This window comes from Nocardia sp. CWNU-33 (genome assembly GCF_046764895.1).
In the GTDB taxonomy this organism is placed as follows: domain Bacteria; phylum Actinomycetota; class Actinomycetes; order Mycobacteriales; family Mycobacteriaceae; genus Nocardia.
Window position 1 is genome coordinate 95,916 of sequence record NZ_JBKOQN010000001.1, and the last position, 18,228, is coordinate 114,143.

16 protein-coding genes are annotated in these 18,228 nt (G+C 66.4%); 6 read left to right on the forward strand and 10 right to left on the reverse strand.

Translation table 11 applies throughout. The features are described from left to right. Positions 1–36 precede the first annotated feature (36 nt). Entirely contained in the window at positions 37–504 is a 468-nt protein-coding gene (locus tag ACLMAL_RS00460) for a VOC family protein (RefSeq protein WP_328409299.1), read from the forward strand. Between the two features lie 18 nt (positions 505–522). Then, entirely contained in the window at positions 523–906 is a 384-nt protein-coding gene (locus ACLMAL_RS00465; RefSeq protein WP_411997275.1) for a hypothetical protein, read from the forward strand. A 52-nt stretch (positions 907–958) separates the two neighbouring features. On the opposite strand, the gene ACLMAL_RS00470 is transcribed toward ACLMAL_RS00465, so the two are convergent. Next, entirely contained in the window at positions 959–1,420 is a 462-nt protein-coding gene (locus ACLMAL_RS00470; RefSeq protein WP_328409295.1) for a DUF4254 domain-containing protein, read from the reverse strand. Between the two features lie 213 nt (positions 1,421–1,633). On the opposite strand from ACLMAL_RS00470, the gene ACLMAL_RS00475 reads away from it, so the two are divergent. Next, positions 1,634–2,443, forward strand: coding sequence for a GntR family transcriptional regulator (locus ACLMAL_RS00475; protein WP_411997276.1), 810 nt, complete (start codon positions 1,634–1,636; stop codon positions 2,441–2,443). Continuing rightward, entirely contained in the window at positions 2,440–3,030 is a 591-nt protein-coding gene (locus ACLMAL_RS00480; protein ID WP_411997277.1) for a GNAT family N-acetyltransferase, read from the forward strand. Before ACLMAL_RS00475 ends, ACLMAL_RS00480 begins: the two co-directional genes overlap by 4 nt. An 8-nt stretch (positions 3,031–3,038) precedes the next feature. Here the strand turns inward: ACLMAL_RS00480 and eccCa are convergent, their stop codons facing one another. The 3 genes from eccCa to eccD are packed head-to-tail and all read right to left on the reverse strand — an operon-like array spanning position 3,039 to position 10,002. Further along, positions 3,039–7,109 carry a type VII secretion protein EccCa gene (gene eccCa, locus ACLMAL_RS00485; RefSeq protein WP_411997278.1) on the reverse strand — a complete coding sequence of 1,357 codons (4,071 nt, stop codon included), beginning with the start codon at positions 7,107–7,109 and terminating at the stop codon, positions 3,039–3,041. 3 nt (positions 7,110–7,112) lie between these two features. Beyond that, positions 7,113–8,516: a type VII secretion-associated serine protease mycosin gene (gene mycP, locus ACLMAL_RS00490; RefSeq protein ID WP_411997279.1), complete on the reverse strand. Its 1,404-nt coding sequence runs from the start codon at positions 8,514–8,516 to the stop codon at positions 7,113–7,115. A 13-nt stretch (positions 8,517–8,529) separates the two neighbouring features. Further along, on the reverse strand, positions 8,530–10,002 hold the full coding sequence (eccD, locus tag ACLMAL_RS00495) for a type VII secretion integral membrane protein EccD (RefSeq protein WP_411997280.1): 1,473 nt from the start codon (positions 10,000–10,002) through the stop codon (positions 8,530–8,532). Between the two features lie 120 nt (positions 10,003–10,122). Here eccD and eccA point away from each other — a divergent pair, with 120 nt between their 5' ends. Further along, positions 10,123–11,940, forward strand: coding sequence for a type VII secretion AAA-ATPase EccA (gene eccA, locus ACLMAL_RS00500; RefSeq protein WP_411997281.1), 1,818 nt, complete (start codon positions 10,123–10,125; stop codon positions 11,938–11,940). An 85-nt stretch (positions 11,941–12,025) separates the two neighbouring features. Here the strand turns inward: eccA and eccB are convergent, their stop codons facing one another. After that, a complete protein-coding gene (eccB, locus tag ACLMAL_RS00505; RefSeq protein WP_411997282.1) occupies positions 12,026–13,453 on the reverse strand; it encodes a type VII secretion protein EccB in 1,428 nt (475 codons plus the stop codon). Between the two features lie 138 nt (positions 13,454–13,591). On the opposite strand from eccB, the gene eccE reads away from it, so the two are divergent. Next, positions 13,592–15,319: a type VII secretion protein EccE gene (gene eccE, locus ACLMAL_RS00510; RefSeq protein WP_411997283.1), complete on the forward strand. Its 1,728-nt coding sequence runs from the start codon at positions 13,592–13,594 to the stop codon at positions 15,317–15,319. Positions 15,320–15,376: 57 nt separating this feature from the next. Here the strand turns inward: eccE and ACLMAL_RS00515 are convergent, their stop codons facing one another. From ACLMAL_RS00515 to ACLMAL_RS00535, 5 genes are all read right to left on the reverse strand, one after another. Further along, positions 15,377–15,667: a hypothetical protein gene (locus tag ACLMAL_RS00515; RefSeq protein ID WP_411997284.1), complete on the reverse strand. Its 291-nt coding sequence runs from the start codon at positions 15,665–15,667 to the stop codon at positions 15,377–15,379. Between the two features lie 37 nt (positions 15,668–15,704). Beyond that, positions 15,705–16,001, reverse strand: coding sequence for a WXG100 family type VII secretion target (locus ACLMAL_RS00520; RefSeq protein WP_411997285.1), 297 nt, complete (start codon positions 15,999–16,001; stop codon positions 15,705–15,707). Positions 16,002–16,091: 90 nt separating this feature from the next. Continuing rightward, positions 16,092–16,883, reverse strand: a complete 792-nt coding sequence (locus tag ACLMAL_RS00525; protein ID WP_411997286.1) for an ESX secretion-associated protein EspG — start codon at positions 16,881–16,883, stop codon at positions 16,092–16,094. 25 nt (positions 16,884–16,908) lie between these two features. Next, positions 16,909–17,907, reverse strand: coding sequence for a PPE domain-containing protein (locus tag ACLMAL_RS00530; protein ID WP_411997287.1), 999 nt, complete (start codon positions 17,905–17,907; stop codon positions 16,909–16,911). Positions 17,908–17,922: 15 nt separating this feature from the next. Further along, positions 17,923–18,219, reverse strand: a complete 297-nt coding sequence (locus tag ACLMAL_RS00535; protein ID WP_411997288.1) for a PE domain-containing protein — start codon at positions 18,217–18,219, stop codon at positions 17,923–17,925. Between the last annotated feature and the right edge of the window lie 9 nt (positions 18,220–18,228).

The following is an 18,228-nucleotide window of genomic DNA, read 5'->3' on the forward strand; positions in this document are numbered from 1 at the left end:
GGCAGTCGTATCCTGGCCATCTCACGGCGGAGTTTCATGACGATGATCGCAACCACCGGCATCCACCATGTTCGGCTGACGGTGACGAACCTGGAGCGTTCCCGCACGTTCTACCAAGATGTACTCGGTTTCGAAATCGCCGCGCAATCGCCCGGCAGTCCGGAGGATCCGCAGGTGCGCGCCGATCCGGCACAGCTCTACGGCGGTGTCGTTTTCCAGACCAACGGGATGCTGTTCGGCCTGCGCCCCGTGGCGTCGACCACCGACCGGTTCGACTCCGAGCGGGTCGGGCTCGATCACCTCAGCTTCGCAGTGTCGTCGGTGGACGAGCTGGCCGACACGGCTGCTCGGCTGGACGCCGCCGGGATCGAACACGGCGAGGTCACCGCGCTCGACGCATTCGGCATCGCGATCCTGTCGTTCAGCGACCCGGACGGTATCCATCTCGAACTCACCGCACCGCTAGGGAGTACCCGGACACCGCCGGTATCAGTGGCGTCGTAGCCGACCGGTTTCACCGTCATGTATGTACTGCCGGAACAACTCGAGGCATGGTCGATCAGGCTCGGGCGCTGCGACATTGCGCCCGATCACCTGACAGCAGCCAGCGCGCATCGGATCATGCAGACCCACGCACATTGGATGGGATCACCGTGTGCCCAACGCCGAGCGGCGTTGAACTACCTGGTGCGCACGGGACGTTACGTGCTCGACTCACGGCGCCGCCATCTGCAGGTGTCGTTCCAGCATCTCGAGGCGCCCCTGGACTTCCAATGTGACTGTGCAGCTGCGGAAGAGTTCGCGACGATACTGGACAGAACCCGCACCGACCTCGAAGTCGTCATCGACCGAAACGTGCACCCCGACATGCCCCCGCTGCCATGCGCGACACTGTGGTCGGCATGACAACGGGCGCCCAATGTGTCACTGGCACTTGGTGATCAACGCACCGGAAAGGTCACCACTCCGGCAAGCGCCTGCGGCCCGCCTGGATATCGCGAACCAGATCGTCATAGGCGTCGGCGAGTTCCGCTAGATGATGCCAGGCGCAGTGCAACCGTTCATTGTGTGCGTCCAGCGTCATCAGCGCGTGGTGTGCACGGACCGAGGACTCGGCGATGCGGTCGATAACCGCGCCGACGGTCTCGGTGTGCAGCGTGGCGCCGAGCCGATGCTGCGGGACGCTGCGAGCCACCCAGTCGTCAATGGCCATTACCAATTCGGTTCTGCGCCGATCGATTTCGAGCACAGTAGCCGGATCGGTCGGCACCGAGCCGCCACGCCCCACCAACCGGCGCTCATGCAGCACCGCAAGGTCACGGGCGAACCAGAGCAGCGGGCCGCCGACCACGCGGTGCCCGCGACACGCCCGAACAAGTAGATCAGAAGTAGGCAGTAGTCCGAGGGTCAGTGACTGCACTGCCGAGTCGACACACCGCGGTGTGTCGGGGAGAGCCATAACGACTGTCGAAATCTCCGAACCTGCCACGTTGCCTCGCCGTTCGTCGCCGCACAACACCGGATCAGGACGTTCATTACAATAAACCTCTGAAGGCACCTGTCAAGCGTTACCGGGCCGTAGGAAGTCACGAAGAGTATACTTCGTTACCTGCACGACTGACCGAGGAGCAAGATGGCGGACGGTCCGACGTATCGCCGGATCGCAGACGTCCTGCGCGAGGAGATCCGCGCAGGCAAGTGGCATCCGGGTGATCGACTGCCCAGTCATACCGAGCTGGCCGAGCAAATGGAAGTCTCGATAACGACTGCCCGCAACGCTATTCAGGTGCTTGTCGCCGAAAATCTGGTCTATACAGCTACTTCCCGTGGGACAATCGTGCGAAGCCAGGAAGTTCTGGAATCGGTTGTCACCGACCACATCCGACCGGATCGCCCGCAGTCGGCGCACGACATTTTCGAGGAAATCGCGCGGGCGGCGCGTCGGGAACCCACCAAAGAGTTCAGTGCCAGGATGGAACCGGCCAGTCCGCAGGTCGCCCTGTGGCTCGGCGTGCCGGAGGACTCGTGGGTGCTGGCCCGAACGGTCGTTCAGTACCTCGACAACGAGCCATGGTCGTGGGAGGTCAGCTTCTACCCGAGAGACCTGGCCGAGACCACCGGTATCGACTCACCGCACGATATCTCCGAGGGCACGACCAGGCGGCTGGCCGATCGCGGCCACGCCGAGACCGCGCACCGGGACACCATGTCCGCCAGGCCCGCCAGCGCCGAGGAGGCCATCGTCCTCGGTGTCGCGACCGGGACCATTCTGCTCGATCATCTGCGGATCGGCGCCAACCACGAGCGGGTCACCCGCGCCACCCGGCACCGGTCGATCGCCACGCGCAACCGGCTCGCCTACGAACTCGGCGACGACGCGGGCACCGCGGTCATCCGGCGCGCGCTCGGCACCTCGTACAGGCCAGGCATTTCGTTGCCATGAGTACCGTGATTCGCCAGGCGACCTTCGGCGATCTCGGCATGATCTGCCGCCTGCGGGTCCAGCGCACGTCATGGCTCACCGCGCGCGGCTCCGACCAATGGACGGTGGCAGGCCGCGGGCTGCCCATAGAGATCTTCGCAAGGGCGGTCGGCCGGGCCCTGGAAGCAGGGGAAACCTGGATCGCCGAGGTCGCGGGCGAACCGGCGGGGACGATCACCGTCAACCAGCACGCCGACAACGGACTGTGGTCGCCGTGGGAACTAGCCGATGCGGTGGTCGTCCACTTTATGATCGTCGACCTCCGCTTCGCCGGCCAGCGCGTCGGCGACCGACTACTAGCCCACGCGGGCATGCTCGCCCGCCGCCAACAGCGCACCTGGGTCCGGCTCGACGCCTGGACCACCAACAACGACCTGCACGACTACTACCGCCGGGCAGGCTTCCACCTGGCCCGCATCGCGGGCCCGATCGCCACCGGCCCTTCCCGCGCACTCTTCGAACGCCGCACCGATAGTTGGGATCCGCTCTGCCCCGGCGCCATCCCGACTATCGAGCATCGGAGCGTCGCGGCGTTCGGTCCACGCTGAACAAGCCGCTACACCGGCGGCAAGTAGGCCACCTGAACCATCTCGGGCTCACCGCGGGAAACGAGTGTCCCTCGGCCGGCAGGCAGCTTCGCCGAACGGATATCACCGAGGAACTTGCCCTCGTCCTTGGGCGCGCTCATGAGCAGCGCGTCGACGGACAGGTCCTTCATCCGGCCGAGCACCTTGTCGTACATTGCACGGGAAGCGCCGCCGGAGCGCCGAGCCACGATCAGATGCATACCGATATCGCGGGCCTGCGGCAGGAATTCCAGCAGCGGCTCCAACGGATTCTCGCCCGTGGCGACCATGTCGTAATCGTCGACGACGACGTAGATTTCCGGCCCACTCCACCAGCTGCGCTCGCGCAGCTGCTTCGGGGTGATATCCGAGCCGGGAATCCGTTTCGCCAGGTAGCCCGCGACCTCCCTGATCATGCCGATCGATGTTTGTGACGAGGTCGAGTATCCGGCCAACTGGTCGCCCTCGATGACCCCGAGCATGGTGCGCCGGTAGTCGATGAGGATGACCCGCGCTTGTTCGGCGTTCGAATTCTCGACCAGACCCATGACAATGTTGCGCAACAGTGTCGTCTTGCCGCACTCGATGTCGGCGAACGCCATGAAGTGCGGCTGGGCGCCGAAATTCAGGACGAGCGGCTGCAATTCGGATTCGCCGATCCCGATCGCGACGCGCGTCGGCCCGAGTTCGATGCCGTAGCGTCGGGCGCTGTCGAGCACCTGTTCGCGTGGAATCTCCAGCGGAAGCATGCGCACCTCCGGTGCGCGCCTGTTGCCATAGAGCTCGTTGAGTTGCCGCTTGGCTTCGCCAGCTCCCTCCGGGAGTGTTCGTGCGTTGGAGTCCGAATCCAGCCGAGGTAGCGCGATGAGCATGTGTAGGCGGTCAGGTGTCAACCCACGGCCTGGGCGGCCCATCGGGACGAGCACGGCCGCGCGTCGATCCATCTCGGAGTCGGACGGATCACCGAGGCGCAACTCCAGCCTGGTACCGATGAGATCTTTGATGGCAGGCCGAATCTCGGCCCAACGGCTGGCCGAGAGCATCAGATGGATGCCGTAGGACAGACCTTGAGCGGCCAGCGAATTGAAGGCCTGTTCGAGTGCGTCGAACTCGGCGCGGATAGTCGGCCACCCGTCCACCACGAGAAACACATCGCCGAATTGGTCCTCGGAGAGCGGATCGGCAGCGCGTTCGGCCTCCGGGAGCTGGCTGAGTGCTGCCTTACGCCGACGGAATTCGGCGATCGACTCGATACCGAGCGCACGGAAGCGTTCCTCGCGCTGATGCAGCAACGTGTTCATCTCAGCGATCGTGCGGCGGACCCGATCGACCTCCAAGCGACCGGCCACCGAACCGACATGCGGCACATCGGCGAGACTGGCCAGGGTGCCACCGCCGAAGTCCAGGCAGTAGAACTGGATCTGTTCGGGTGTGTGCGTGGCCGCGGCCGCCATGATGACCGTCCGCAGAGTGGTCGATTTGCCGGACTGCGGGCCGCCGACCACGGCCAGATTGCCTTGTGCGCCGGACAGATCGATCATCAGCACGTCGCGACGCTGTTCGTAGGGCTTGTCGATCACGCCGATCGGCATCCACAGCTGACCGTGCCGATTCATCGGGGACTTCCAGTCCGGATCGGGCAGCAACATATCCACCGACGGCGATTCGTCCAGCGGTGGCAGCCATACTTCGTGCGCGGGTCGTCCGTGCCCGTTCAGCCGTGCGACAACCACCTGCAGCAGCGTCGCGGGCACGCCCTCGTTCGGCCGTTGGGTCGTGTCCGGCTCGGCGGCCAGATCGACGGCGCCGGGCGGGGGCGGCAGTTCGGGAAGTCCACGCGGCCGGTCGGCTGCCTGGCTGCGCGGCAGCTCGGGTGCCTCGACCTCCCCCGCGGTAAAGACCAGCGGCATCTGTCCACCGATCGAACGCCCGCCGACCTGTTGGCTCCCGCGCGGCGAAACATATGGTCCCGACACGTAAGCCGCGGTGAAACGCAGTGGGTCGTCCGCGTCGCTCTTGAGGTAGGCGGAGCCGGGCACGCTCGGCAGGTGGTAGGCATCGGTGATGCCGAGCACCGCGCGCGACTCGTTGGCCGAGAAGGTACGCAAACCGATGCGATAGGACAGATGGCTGTCCAGCCCGCGCAGTTTGTTCTCCTCGAGACGCTGTGAGGCGAGCAGCAAGTGCACACGCAACGAGCGGCCGAGTCGGCCGATCATCACGAACAGGTCGGCGAAATCCGGTTTCTGGGAAAGAAGTTCGGAGAACTCGTCGACCACGACGAACAGTGCGGGCAGCGGGTCGAGTTGTGCGCCCGCGGCACGCGCCTTCTCGTATTCGGTGACGTTGGCGAAATTTCCGGCCGAGCGCAGCAATTCCTGACGGCGGTTCATCTCGCCGGATAGCGCGTCCTTCATCCGGTCGACCATCGAGAGTTCTTCCTCGAGGTTGGTGATGACCGCGGCGACGTGCGGCAGCGAGTCGAGGCCGAGGAAGGTCGCGCCGCCCTTGAAGTCGACGAGCACCAAATTCAACAGGTCCGGTGAATGCGAGGTCACCAGCGACAGCACCAGTGTCCGCAGGAACTCCGACTTGCCGGAACCGGTTGCGCCGATGCACAAGCCGTGCGGTCCCATGCCGTTCTCGGCGGACTCCTTGATATCGAGTTCGACCGGGGTACCGTCCGGGGTGACGCCGATCGGCACGCGCAGGCGCTCACGGTCGCTGCGCGGACGCCACACCACCGCCGGATTGATCTGCGCGGCATCAGGAACCTTCAACAACGACATCAGACCCGCGACCGCCCGGGTTTCGTCGCCGAGGCTGACGATCTGCGCCGCCGTCGCGACCCGGTAGCGGGCGAGGCCCCTGGCCAGGGCGGCCGCCTCCGCTACGGTGGCCGCGTCCGAGGTGGCGAACTTCTCGGTGCCCGCAGCTGATTTCGCCGCGACCGTTCCGTCATTGACGACCAGTTGCAGCCCGCGGCGGACCGCGAGGCCGGTTTGCGGTGCGGAGAGATCCAGGACAGTGACCGAGTCGAGGCCCGCGTCGCTGACGATACGTTCGGTGCCGCTGACGAACCCGTCGTCGATGATGACCATCAGGTGGATTCGCCCCGCCGTCGGCTGGGCGTTGCGCATGAAGCGGCCGCGTTCGAGCAGTTCGGCGGACATGGCGGTTTCGAGTTCGGCCAGCGACTGGTACATCATGCGCCGGGAGCCGAGCCCGTCCCGGTCGACCGGATGCTGCAGGTGCGGTAGCCATTTAGCCCATGCCCATGCCTCGCCGTCGGGATCGGCGCAAATGATGGCCACCGCGGTGTGGTCGGGTCCGTGCGAGGTGGCGAACTCCATCAGCATCGACCGGACCAGCATCCTGGCCTCGGCGGAATTGCCCTCGATATTGATGGCGGGAAACGCACGCAATGAGATCGCGGTAGGCAGGTTGTGCACCACCGAATGGGTACGCACGAACCGGCGCAGCGCGACTGTCGAGACCGGCTCCAGGTCCTCCAGCGGACCGGTCTCGGGTCGGGCCAGCTTGGTCGCGAGCCGATGGCTACCGACCCCGACGCGCACGTGCCCGAAATCCGGGTCGTTCGGCCGACGTTCCCACATCCGCCGGCTTCCGACGATCGATTGCAGATCCGCGGGCTCGGGGTGGCTCCAGACCAACGCGGCCAGCTGGGACCGGCCGGTTTTGCGCACGTCCGTGCGCACCTGGTCGAGGTAGCGGAAGTAGTCCTTGCGCTCCTCGTTGAGTTCGGCGGCCTTCTTGGTGCCGCCGCCGCCCCGGAAACCCGCCAGCATGCCGACCATCGACATGAGCATCATCATCGGGAACATCATCATGAATGGATTGGCCAACAGGTTTCGGCCCATCATGACCATCATCGCGATCATGCCGACGACGGCCACGACCATCACCAGCGGCATCAGCTTCATCAACAGCCCGGCCGGCACCGGCCGGGGAATTTCCGGCGGCGCGGACAGCGCCACTTCACCGCCCGGCGCCCGCGGTGGCGCGATTCGCGGTCGTCGCACAAATCCTTCGGTAGCCATGTCCTACAGTCCTTCTCGGGTTTCTGCCGCCGGATCGACGCCGCTGCGCTGTTTACGGAACGGAATGGACAACGCGTATCCGATGGCGAGCAGGGCGAGCAGGACAAGTGTCCCGATGGTCGCGACCCTGCGTGGCATGGGATCGACATACGGCGGTGGCGCCGCTGCCGGCAGCGGCCGCGCCACATCGGCTCCGACACTGATCGGTTGTGCGGGCAATTGTGCGGTGAGCGCGGCGAGCGGGTCGATCAGCCCGGCACCGATCCGATCGTCTCGCCCGGTGCCCGGTTGCATCGCCGTACGGGTGATCCGATCCATCACCTGCTTGGCCGACAGCTCCGGAAACCTGGCCCGCACCAGTGCGGCGAGCCCGGATACGTAGGCGCTGGAAAAGCTTGTCCCGTCGATGGATCCGACGCCCTCGCTGGTCTGCACGGAGTCGACCACGCCGGCCGCCCCCGGCTTACTGTCGAGCGACACGATGCCGCGGCCCGGCGCGGCGACGCTGACCCACGGGCCATGGATGGAGAAATCCGACGGCTTCCCGTCGGGCTCCACCGAAGCCACCGACAGGACATAGGGAGTGAACCAGGCCGGGCTCACCACGGTCCGTACCGCGCTCCACCCCGCACCATCGTTCTGGGCGCCACATGCGCCACCCTGCTGGATGTTCCCCGCGGCCGTGACCACGACGACGTTTCGATCGTAGGCGTATTTCACCGCAGCGCCGAGCGCCGCGTCCGCGGGCCCGGATCCACTGGGCGCACAGGCGACTTCGGAAACATTGATTACGGTCGAGCCGAGATCGACCGCGCGCACGATGGCCGCGGCCAGTGTCTGTACGTTGCCGTAACCGGCGGAGGCTATCTTGCCCGGTTCGTCGCTGCGACCCCGGTCTTTCGCCTCGAAGGCCAGGCTCAGCTGCCGGATGGCGAGGATCTCCGCGTCCGGCGCGACCCCGGCGAATCCGTCCTCGGCGCTCGGCCGCGCGGCAATCACGCCGGCGACCAAGGTGCCGTGGCCGTCACAGTCGGAAGTGCCGTCCGAACTCGACACGAAGTCGCCGCCCGGCTGCAGTGCGGGCAGACGTGGGTGCGGGTTCACGCCGGTATCGATCACCGCGACCTTCTGTCCACCGCCGCGGCTGAACTGCCAGGCCGAGGGCAGGTCGAGAAGCCGTTGCGGCAGTGGCGGATCCTGCGGCGGTGTGCCACCGAGCATCGGCTCGGCACAGACCGACCGCTGTTCGGTCGCGTCGGGTGCGCCGCCCCTGCTGGCCGCTATCGCCGCACCGAGGGCACCGTCGTCGATGCTCGGCGGTCCGATGGCGAAGGCTGGGGCGGGTAGTCCGATCGTGCCGAGACCGAGCACAAGCGCCACCCCGGCCAGCCTTAGCGGAATGCTCATGGACGCGCCTCGATCACAGGTTTCGAGCGGCCGAGTAGAGATCCATGATCCACAACACCAGTGGGATGATGGTGACGATCAGCAGGTACTCGGTGATCTCCCCCATCCTGCGCACCACCGGCGAGACCTCGGTATGCGGCGCAATCACACCGAAGCCGACCATTGCCGCCGAGACCGCGAGCAGTATCCCGGCGATCGGCACCACGTACGACGGTTGACCGAGCCCGACCGTGATCAGTACCGCGATCAATGTGGTGGCGCCGCCGCCGATCAGCGTGCTCGCCTGGACCAGGTCCGCGAACGAGCGCCCGCGCAGGCACAGGATCAGCCCGACGACCACCGCGAGCGCAATACCCTGCCAGCGCGCGGCACCCAGCTGATCGGCCGCGAATACCGCCCCGGCCACCGCCGCGATCGTACTTCCGAGCAGCAGACCGGATTGGTACTGGTTGGCGGCACTCGCCCGCAACTCCAGACCCGCCGCCGAGGGCAGCGCGGTCGCACCGATGGCACCGATGTCCTCGATCGTCGGCCTCGGCTCGTGATCGGCCGGGTCGATCGCACCACCGGCGGTAGGTACCGGCGGAACCGGCAGTCGCGCCGCGGCGACCGTGATCCGTGGCGCCATCGTGATGATGATCAGTGCCGCGACCAGCGCACCGGCGGCGATTTTCGGTGTGCCGACATCCCACACCATGCGGACCAGTGCGGCGAACCCGCCGAACAGCACGACGGTGATCACCGCGGCGCACATCATGGCGCCGACGCCGGTGACGCTGTAGACGACCACCGAGACGACAAGGGCTGTGGCGCAGGCGAACAGCAGGTGTGGGCTGCCGAGGTCGCCCGGCACGAACAATGCCGCGGCCGCGAAACACAGCAACGTCGCGAACAGCGACAACATCATCGCGGTCAGCAGGGCCACATACTTCCGGGTCGCGATCACGGCCGCGGCGACAGCGGCGATACCCGTACCGAGCGCGAGAAAGCCGAGGTAGCCGCCGGCGCCGTCCTGTTTCGCCACCGCCAGCAGCACGATCGCCGTGAGTACCCCGCCGAGCGCGGTGATCAGGCCCATCCAGCGCGCCGAAGCCGGTGACCAGCTACGGAACGACTCGGCGGTCAGCCGGGATACCGCGTCGATGACATCGTCGAACAGTGCCGGCGATTCCTTCGCCGTCACCGAACGCAGGACAAGCAGTTCGCCGTCGAAAACCTCGGCGTCGGTCAAGGTCTGGTTCGGCGGGATCGGGTCGCGACCGACCCTGGCCAGCGTCCAATGCTCGGTGCGCAGCGGCGCACCATCTTCGTGTTCGGTGAGATCCGGCGTGCGAGATTCGATCAGACCGACCACGTCGGTGATGAAGGTGGCGATCGGAATGGTCGCGGGCAACCCCAGATCCAGCTGGGTGTTGCCTCCGATTATCGAGACTCGACACAATTCCGGATCAGCGGTCCCCATGCCACTGGTCGAAGACTCGCTCACGAGTTTGCAGACTCCCTAGTTCACACAGTCGAGCTTGGTAAGGCACTCAATCTATACCCGCGCCAGCCGGTATGCTGAGCGAGATCTCGCAAACACCGTATGCTTTGGGGGCTTACCCGCATGACTGGCAACCGCCAAGCACAACGCGCCTTCGACGCCGGCGTCTTGTCATTGGGCCTCTCCATCGATGGGCAGGAATCTGCCCGCGACCTCGAATATGCCAAGTTGGCGTTCACTCGGGCCACCGAATGGGACCCCGACATGTGCGACGCCTGGCTCGGCCGGGCCGCCGCGGGTGAGGTCACCCGCGAAGTGCTGTTCAACCTGTACAAGACGAGCTCGACAGCACTGTTCCGAGAGCAGCGTCGCCTCGGTCTGCGCCCCCGCGAGCTGGCGGGTCGCTTCGTGATCGGTCAGTACATCGACTATCCGCTGGCGAGCTTCACCGAGATCAGGCTGGCCCGGGCATCAGCGCTGATCACCGAGGGTGACTACGACGAGGCCGAGCGAGTGCTCGACGAACTCGCCGATCATCGCAAATCCCAGCTGTCGCAGCCCGATCGCGAGACCGACGACCGCATCTGCGCGTACGTCCGTGCTTCGCTGCACTATCAGACCCAGCGCTGGTCCGATGTGATGACGGTGCTGGCCGGCTCCGCGGAGTGGGAAGACCCGTACATGGCCGCGGCCGCGCACGTCATGGTCGGCACCGCGTGCGCACAGCTGGGACTGTTCGGCGAGGCGATCCGCCGCATGGAGCAGGCGGAGCGAGGTCCGATCCCTGCGGCCGCTGTCACCGCTCGGTTCTGCCGCGGCCTGTGCCTGCGCGAAACGGGCCACGAAGCCGAGGCGCAGGCCCTTTTCGAGAAGGTGTACTCGGAAGCACCGGATTTCGAGGCCAACGCCAGTGCCATGCGGGACCGCAAGTACCGCATCACGATCACCACCCAGGAGCAGATCGACGCACGCACCAACCGCTGGGATCCGACGTCGGCTCCCTCGGCCGAGCAGATGGGCCGCGAGGAACGCGACGACAAGGCCAAGCTGACCCTTGCGTCGGCGCGCGCGGAACTCGATGCGCAGATCGGGCTGGCCGCAGTCAAGACCCAGGTGGCCAAGCTGCAGGCCACCGCACAGCTGGCGAAGATCCGCGCCGAGAAGGGGATGGCCAGCGTGCCGCGCGGTCAGCACCTGGCCTTCACCGGTCCGCCCGGCACCGGCAAGACGACCGTCGCCCGGGTGGTCGCCAAGATCTATTGCGGGCTCGGCCTTTTGAAGACCGACGCGCTGGTCGAGGCCAAGCGCGCCGACTTCGTCGGTCAGCATCTGGGCAGTACCGCGATCAAGACTTCCAAGCTGATCGACAGCGCCATGGACGGTGTGCTGTTCATCGACGAGGCCTACACGTTGATTCAGACCGGCCTGCAGGGCGGCGATGCATTCGGTCGCGAGGCGGTCGATACCCTCCTGGCCAGGATGGAGGACGACCGCGACCGCCTGGTGGTCATCATCGCCGGATACGACGGCGAGATCGATCGACTGCTCGCCTCCAACGACGGTCTCGCCTCCCGGTTCTCCAAGCGGGTGAAGTTCGATTCCTACACCCCGGTGGAACTCGGCGAGATCGGGCAATTCATTGCGCGCAAACGCGATTCGGATCTCTCCGAGGACGCGCTGACGCTGCTCATCCAAGCCTGCACAAAGCTGTATGACCAGGAGAGCACCGACCAGAACGGCCAGCCGCGTCGCGGCGTCGACCTGGCGGGCAACGGGCGCTTCATCCGCAACCTCATCGAGTCGGCCGAGGAGGAACGCGAGTTCCGGCTTGCCAGCGATGAGAACCTGGACCTGACCGACATCGACGAAGCGGTGCTCATGCGCATCGAGGCAGACGACATGCGCAATGCACTCTCGAACGTCTTATCAACCCTGCACTAGGCACGACCTGCGCTGCTGAGGCCCCGGTTACGACGGCGCCGAGGCGATCCACCGGGCGAGCGGGCTCGTCAGCGCATGTCTTCACCTACAGCGTGTCGTGGCTGACCAAAGCTTCTTTGGCGGAAAGGGTTGGGCCGGGGACCAGTTGGCCGACGATCGGCCAGGGGGCCAGGCGTGGCTTCCCTGCCAGTCCGAGGATCGTTGCGGTCTCGGTGTCGGGGATGCCGTAGCGAACACCGTTGTCGGCCACGTAGAACAGGGTGCCGCGCCGTGCGCTCTCCGGGTCGATCGCGGTTACCTGGACGAATTCGCCGGTGCTCGGCGGGATATAGGCGGCGTCGATGCGGTCGCCGACACCATCTGCCGAGGCGAGCTCGACCGGGACGGACGGCTTCGCCAGTGGCAGTTCACGTCCCGCGAGCACCGTCACGGTCGGCGCCGGTCGCCCGGTGTCCCCGGCCCAGGAGACACACCCGACCGGCGCCTGCTCGGCGGTCATGATCTTCGGGGTTTCCTTCGGGAAGTGGTCGACTGCGAGGGTCGTGAGCACCGGGATGCCGCTCAGCCGGTCCGGCGGCACCGTGGTGATCTCGCTCATGCCTTGCGAATTCGCGTTGCGGATCACCAGGGCGGCGAACGGTGACACCCGCTGCACACCGTCGGCCAGCACCACGAACAGCTCTTCGGAGTCCACCCCGCGCACCCGGATCACCCCGCCGACCGGAACACCGGACAACCGACCGGGGCCCGGCTCACCGATCCGGTCGATCTGCGGCGGCGTCAACGCGGGAACCTGGGTGGTGGCGTTCAACAGACCGGCGCTGATCGGCCGCGGCTGATAATCGCGCAGCGCGAGCGACCTGGCTACCACCGCGTCCTCCCTGTCGACCTCCGCGCGCTTACCGTCGAACAGCAGGAAGGTTTTCCTCTCACGGGTCACCAACAACGCCTGCGACGAATCCAGCGGCCGGGCAGCGGCTTCCGCGTCGGTGTCGAGCTCGCCTGCGATCACCGTCGACTTCGCCCCGGACGACCCGGTGGCACTACCCGCCGACGACAACGGCACGGTGTCACACAACGTCCAGGTCGACCGGTCGCCCGCCGACGAGCCGGGCAGTGCGGCGGGGGCGCCGGGGATGCCGACCAGAGGGCCGCGCGGCATATCGCCGAGCTTGGACTCCTTCACCGAGGTCGGCACCTCGTTGCTCTGCGTGACCAGTCGGGCCGAGGCCAGGTTCAGCACGGGATACAGGGTGTTGTCGACAACCGCGAACAGTGCGCCGCTTTCCTGGGCCATCACGATCTTCGAGTCACCGATAGCGCCCTGTGGACGCAGGAAGGACAGAATCGCCGCGCCCGCAACAACCAGGACGCCGAGTACCGCACCGACGAGCAACGAGCGCGATTGCGACCGCATCGGATCGTGCAGCATGCGGACGTCCCGGCGTACCAGCGCGTGCTCGTACCGACGCAGCAGAAACCGATACCCGTTGACCTGGGCACGTGTTGTCAACTGGGCCGGCACGATTCCTCCGAACGGGACGCAGTAGAGCGAAGTGGTGTCGGCGCACGCCTCTCGATTTCCGAGGAGCGTGACCAGCTCGCGTGACTACAGTAGCGAAGCTAGGGAAGTTCAGTCCATGATGAGCCCATGGCGACAACAACAGCCGATCCGGCGGCGCAGCCTACCGCCCCACCGCTGAGCTCACCGCAGAACTGGTTGTTCCGGGTGCTCCCGCTGCGCCTTGTGGTTCCCGTGCTCTTGCTCGCAATCGCAATCGCGCTGGTAGCGATCGCCTGTGGGGCACCGTGGTATGCCGCGGCGGCCGGCGGTGTGCTCGTTGTGCTGATCGGGCTCGTCCGCTTCCGCAGCACCTGCCTCGCGGCTTTCCTCGCCGACGAATTCGCTTTCCGCTGGCACGGGTTCCGCCACCGGGCGGCCGAGGTGCACCATGCTCCGTTCGATGTGCCGGTGCCCGATGGCGGCAGCTACGGCATGCGGTGGGACGGTGCCCGGTTGATCACCATGCTGCGCATCGACGCACAGCCACAGAACGTGACATTGCTCAGTCCGAGTGGTCTGAACACCGGCGACATGGTTCCGCTGCCCGAAATCGCCCGCTGCCTGAACCAATTCGACATCGACCTCGCCTCGATCGACGTGATCAGCACCGGCTCGCGTACCTCGGACGCGGGCCAGGTGGCCCGGCTGTACGAGCAGATCCTCGGGCCGCTGCCCGCGGTCGCGCACCGCACAGCCTGGGTGGTGCTGCGGTTCGACCCGCTGTCCAACGCGCCCGCGATCAACCGGCGCGGCGGCGGCTCGACCGGAACGCTGCGCTCGGCGATCGTCGCCACCCGGCGCGTCGCAAACCGCCTCGCCGCCCGCGATCTGACCGTGTCGGTGCTGTCGGCCGCCGAGATCACCGCCGCCGTACACCAGCTCACCCGCAGTGCCGACCTCACGCGACTCAACGAGACATCACACAGCGTCGAGTACAACGGAATCCATTCCGCCACTTACCGTATGGCCCCGGAGGCCCTCGGCCCGCGCGGTCTCGCGGAAGTGTGGGCTACCCCGAGCTTGGCGACGACGGTCACCCTGCGTCTGCGCCGCGCGACCGGCACGCCCACACACCGCTCGGCGCACGGACCGGCGACGCTCTCGGTGTCGGCGACCGTACGCTTCGACGCCCGCGGCCACGCCCCCAAGATGTCGGTCCCCGGCCTGGTCGCCATGTCCGGCAAACACCGCCGCGCCCTGCTGGATCATCTGCCGATCAGCACCCAGGGGCCCGATCTGCCGATCGAGAGCTACCTGGGTACGCCGGATTCGCTGGCTGATCTGTTCACCCCGATCACCGGCTGTGGGCAGGTGATCGGCGCCGACTTCTCCGGGCAGGGCGTTGCCCTTCCGCTGGTCGGTCAGTACATCCGCCGGGTGGAGATCGTCGGTGCGCTTCTGATCGCTAAACAGGTGATCTTGCGGGCGATCGCGCTGGGTGCCACCGTCGTGGTGCACACCAACCGCCATGAAGCCTGGCGTTCCATGGTGGCCAGAGTCGACGCACCACAGGCACTGTCGCTGGCCTCCTGGTCGGCCGGGTCACAGCAAGCGAGCTCGCATCGATCCGCGACGGTGGTCGTCTACGACGGCATCACGCCATCCACACACCACTCCGATGCGACCGTTATCCTGTTGCGTCCGAACGCGAGCCAGAGCATCGACAGTTTCGTAGGCGACATCACGCTCACCGAGGATCCCGACACCGCGAACCTCGTCACCGTACGCACGGCAACGGAGACGACCTCGGTCCATATGGTCGCTACCCCGGCGGAGATGAGTTACCTCGACGCTCCGATGGCGCTGTCGTATTGACAGCCGAAACGGCCCGTGCACGCGAATGGTGAACGGGCCGTTCGGAACCGGTTCGAGCTACATTCCCTGAAAGCTCTCGTACACCTTCTTGTCGGCATGTTGGGCATTGCCGAGCGCCCGGTCGACAGCGTCACGCAGGTTCTCGAGCTGCGTGGCGGTGTCCGAGAACTCGCCCTCCCACCTTGTGTGCGCGTCTTTGAAGGATTTGGCCGATTCGTTGTCTTCCCAGGCGACGTTGATCAACTTGTCGGCCGCCGTCTCGAGGTGCCCGATCTGGGTACGCAGCGCCTTGTAGTGGTCGTCGAGCTGATCCATCAGCGGGACCAGGAATTTGGGGTCGTAGAGCATGTCGAGTCCTTTCTAGAATGTGGTGGTCGGCGCGGTGCTAGACCAGATTGGTGAAGTTGTCGACATTGCTGGCGTCGACTTTGGTCTTGGTCTGGCCACCCTCGAAGATCAAGGAGGTCATATCGTCCAGCTTGGTCCGCAAACGATCCCCTTCTTTCTGCCACTCCACGGCGGCTTTGCCGCACGCGGTGTTGGCATCGCCCTGCCAGCCGGGCTTGGCGGCGTCGATGTCGTGGCCGATGTTTTGAATCGTCTTCTTGATCTCACCGACTGCCGTCATGAACTCGTTCACGACATTGGCGGCGGCGGTATCGTCGAGACTTACCTTGCTCATATTCTGACCCTTCTTCGTCTGCCTTGTTCATGGTGTATTCAGTTGATGCTGCCCATATTTCGCACCGTCCGCCCGACGACGACGCGAAAGCTAGGGCATCCACCTTCCTCCGGGCAACGAGTCGATCAATGCGGAAACCGCTTGCGCGATCCGATGATCGGAGCCCGGGGTGAAGGTGGACCAGACCCGGAGGTCTTGGGCTGCTCCGGGGCTGGCGACGATGCGACCACGCGCGGTGTCGTACACCGCGACTGCTCCGGATGATCGGGTTGTCGCTCCGTCGTTATTGGCGTAGGCGACGATTTCGGCGTGCGCGAAGCAGGTCGACATGGCGAGCCCGAATTCGATCGCATCATGCTGGTCGGCGACACCGAGCGTGTACAGCGCCTGGGTGAAGTCGCTCGAGGTCGATGCGCCGTCGAACCGCGCGCGCAGGTCATCGGCGAGCGCGCTGAAACTGGCGATCGGCGCGGGCACACACGCTCCGAGAGCGGTAAGTACCGGGCGGGCCAATGCGGCTCCGCCACCGTCGGCCCAGGTCGTGCGGACGTCGATGCCGTTGCCGGTTCGGGTTGCCAGCGCATGTTCGGCGCCCCTGCGCGCCAAGCAGACTCGGATCGGCCCGGCCTCGGTGTAGATGCGCGCCACCAACTCGCGATCCGGCTGCGCAAGCACCCGCAGCGCGCCGGCGAGGTCGTTGTCCACCTCGTCGTAGCGGTCGACCAGGCCGGCGCCGCGCAGGCCGGACAATGCCTCCTGCTGCGCGGCCTGCCACGCGTCGACCGAATCCTGTTGCGGACCAACGCCGAGCACCAGCGGCAGAGTCTGCACGCCGAGTAGGCCGGACACAACGAGCAGACCGTCGTTCGTCAACGTCGGCACATCGGCCTCCTACACCTCGGCGGTGTCACGGCTGTGCCTCGACTCGGGCCGGTACCGGCTCGGCGGAGGCGGGCGCACGAGCGCCATGCTCGGCAGCGGCACCGAGCACCGGTGGCGCCGCGTCGAAGCCCGCCTCGATGTTCAGTGCCTCACCGGGACGCGGCTGTGCGCCCACTCCGGCGCGAACGGTGCGTTCGGCTTCGCCCATACCACCCGCCGGAGCCATACTGCCGGGCACCATCTGGCCCGTACCGCTGTCGATTGCGACAGTAGTTGGTTGCACCGCAACGGTTTCCGCGGTGGACACGGCCTGGGCGACGGTCTGCGCCTGGTACGCCGTTTGCACGCGTGGCATCGAGGCGAGCCCCGCGAAGTTGGGCACGAAACTCCCGCGTGGCATGGCCGGATTCGCCGCGGGTGTCGCCGCGGACGCGGCACTCTGCTCGGCCTCCAGCGCGACACTCGTGGCGATCACCGGTGGATGCGTCTGCGGCCACGGGGTGGCCAATGGTGTGGTCGCCGACTCGTAGCTCTGCATCACCCGTGCGGCGTTCGCCTTCGCGAGATCCTGCTCGCCGTCGATCTGCGCCGCCGCCGCGACAAGTGGCGCTCCGAGCGCGGCACCTGCCTGCTCGATCCCCTTCTTCGCCGCTTCCAGCGCCGCGATCTCGGCGACATGCGGCATCGCGAGCCTGGCCACTTCGTAGGCAATGGCTTGGCCGGCCGTCCGTGTCGCATTCTGCCCCGCGGCCGCCGCCGCGTCGATGAGCCAATCACGCAGCTTGGTGACCCGCTCCAGCACGACGTCGCTCTCGGAGGAGCGCCACGATTCGCGGATCGCGGCCACAATCTGGTCGTACTCGACGACCGCCGCCCCGAAGCTCGTGGCCAGCTGCGCCCATGCCGTACTGGCATCGGCCATCGGTGTCGCTCCGGGGCCCGTTGTCAGATCACGGGCCAACTGCTCGGTGCGCCTGGCCGGCCAGACCACACCGGTGAACCCGATTACCGGTGGTTCGACCATACCCGCACCCCGTTGCTATCTCGCGGCCCTGAAGTCGGCCGCATTCTCGTCGTCCATCCGAACAAGCACATCGGTGTGGGAACGTAGAGCAGCGGCCAACTTTCGGACCTCCAGGATGCCCGCGGTGGCGGCCTCGTCATAGGACGAGGCGACGCCGCGCAGCGATTCCGCGGCGCGAACCGATACCTCGTCCACTCCTGCGGGTTCGACAGCCAGCGCGGGCAGCCGCTGTCGCAGATCGGTCTCCAGCCGTGCCGCGAGCGCGTCCAGCGCGGTCGCCGACTTGATTGCCTGCGCCGATTCGAATTCCATGATGTCCTC

What these genes read in the sequence shown, in the direction of transcription:
- mycP (WP_411997279.1), bottom strand. Translation starts at nt 8,516, where the DNA reads ATGAGCATTCCGCTAAGGCTGGCCGGGGTGGCGCTTGTGCTCGGTCTC.
- ACLMAL_RS00465 (WP_411997275.1), top strand. Translation starts at nt 523, where the DNA reads ATGTATGTACTGCCGGAACAACTCGAGGCATGGTCGATCAGGCTCGGG.
- ACLMAL_RS00530 (WP_411997287.1), bottom strand. Translation starts at nt 17,907, where the DNA reads ATGGTCGAACCACCGGTAATCGGGTTCACCGGTGTGGTCTGGCCGGCC.
- ACLMAL_RS00515 (WP_411997284.1), bottom strand. Translation starts at nt 15,667, where the DNA reads ATGCTCTACGACCCCAAATTCCTGGTCCCGCTGATGGATCAGCTCGAC.
- eccCa (WP_411997278.1), bottom strand. Translation starts at nt 7,109, where the DNA reads ATGGCTACCGAAGGATTTGTGCGACGACCGCGAATCGCGCCACCGCGG.
- ACLMAL_RS00480 (WP_411997277.1), top strand. Translation starts at nt 2,440, where the DNA reads ATGAGTACCGTGATTCGCCAGGCGACCTTCGGCGATCTCGGCATGATC.
- eccA (WP_411997281.1), top strand. Translation starts at nt 10,123, where the DNA reads ATGACTGGCAACCGCCAAGCACAACGCGCCTTCGACGCCGGCGTCTTG.
- eccE (WP_411997283.1), top strand. Translation starts at nt 13,592, where the DNA reads ATGGCGACAACAACAGCCGATCCGGCGGCGCAGCCTACCGCCCCACCG.
- ACLMAL_RS00520 (WP_411997285.1), bottom strand. Translation starts at nt 16,001, where the DNA reads ATGAGCAAGGTAAGTCTCGACGATACCGCCGCCGCCAATGTCGTGAAC.
- ACLMAL_RS00475 (WP_411997276.1), top strand. Translation starts at nt 1,634, where the DNA reads ATGGCGGACGGTCCGACGTATCGCCGGATCGCAGACGTCCTGCGCGAG.
- ACLMAL_RS00535 (WP_411997288.1), bottom strand. Translation starts at nt 18,219, where the DNA reads ATGGAATTCGAATCGGCGCAGGCAATCAAGTCGGCGACCGCGCTGGAC.
- ACLMAL_RS00460 (WP_328409299.1), top strand. Translation starts at nt 37, where the DNA reads ATGACGATGATCGCAACCACCGGCATCCACCATGTTCGGCTGACGGTG.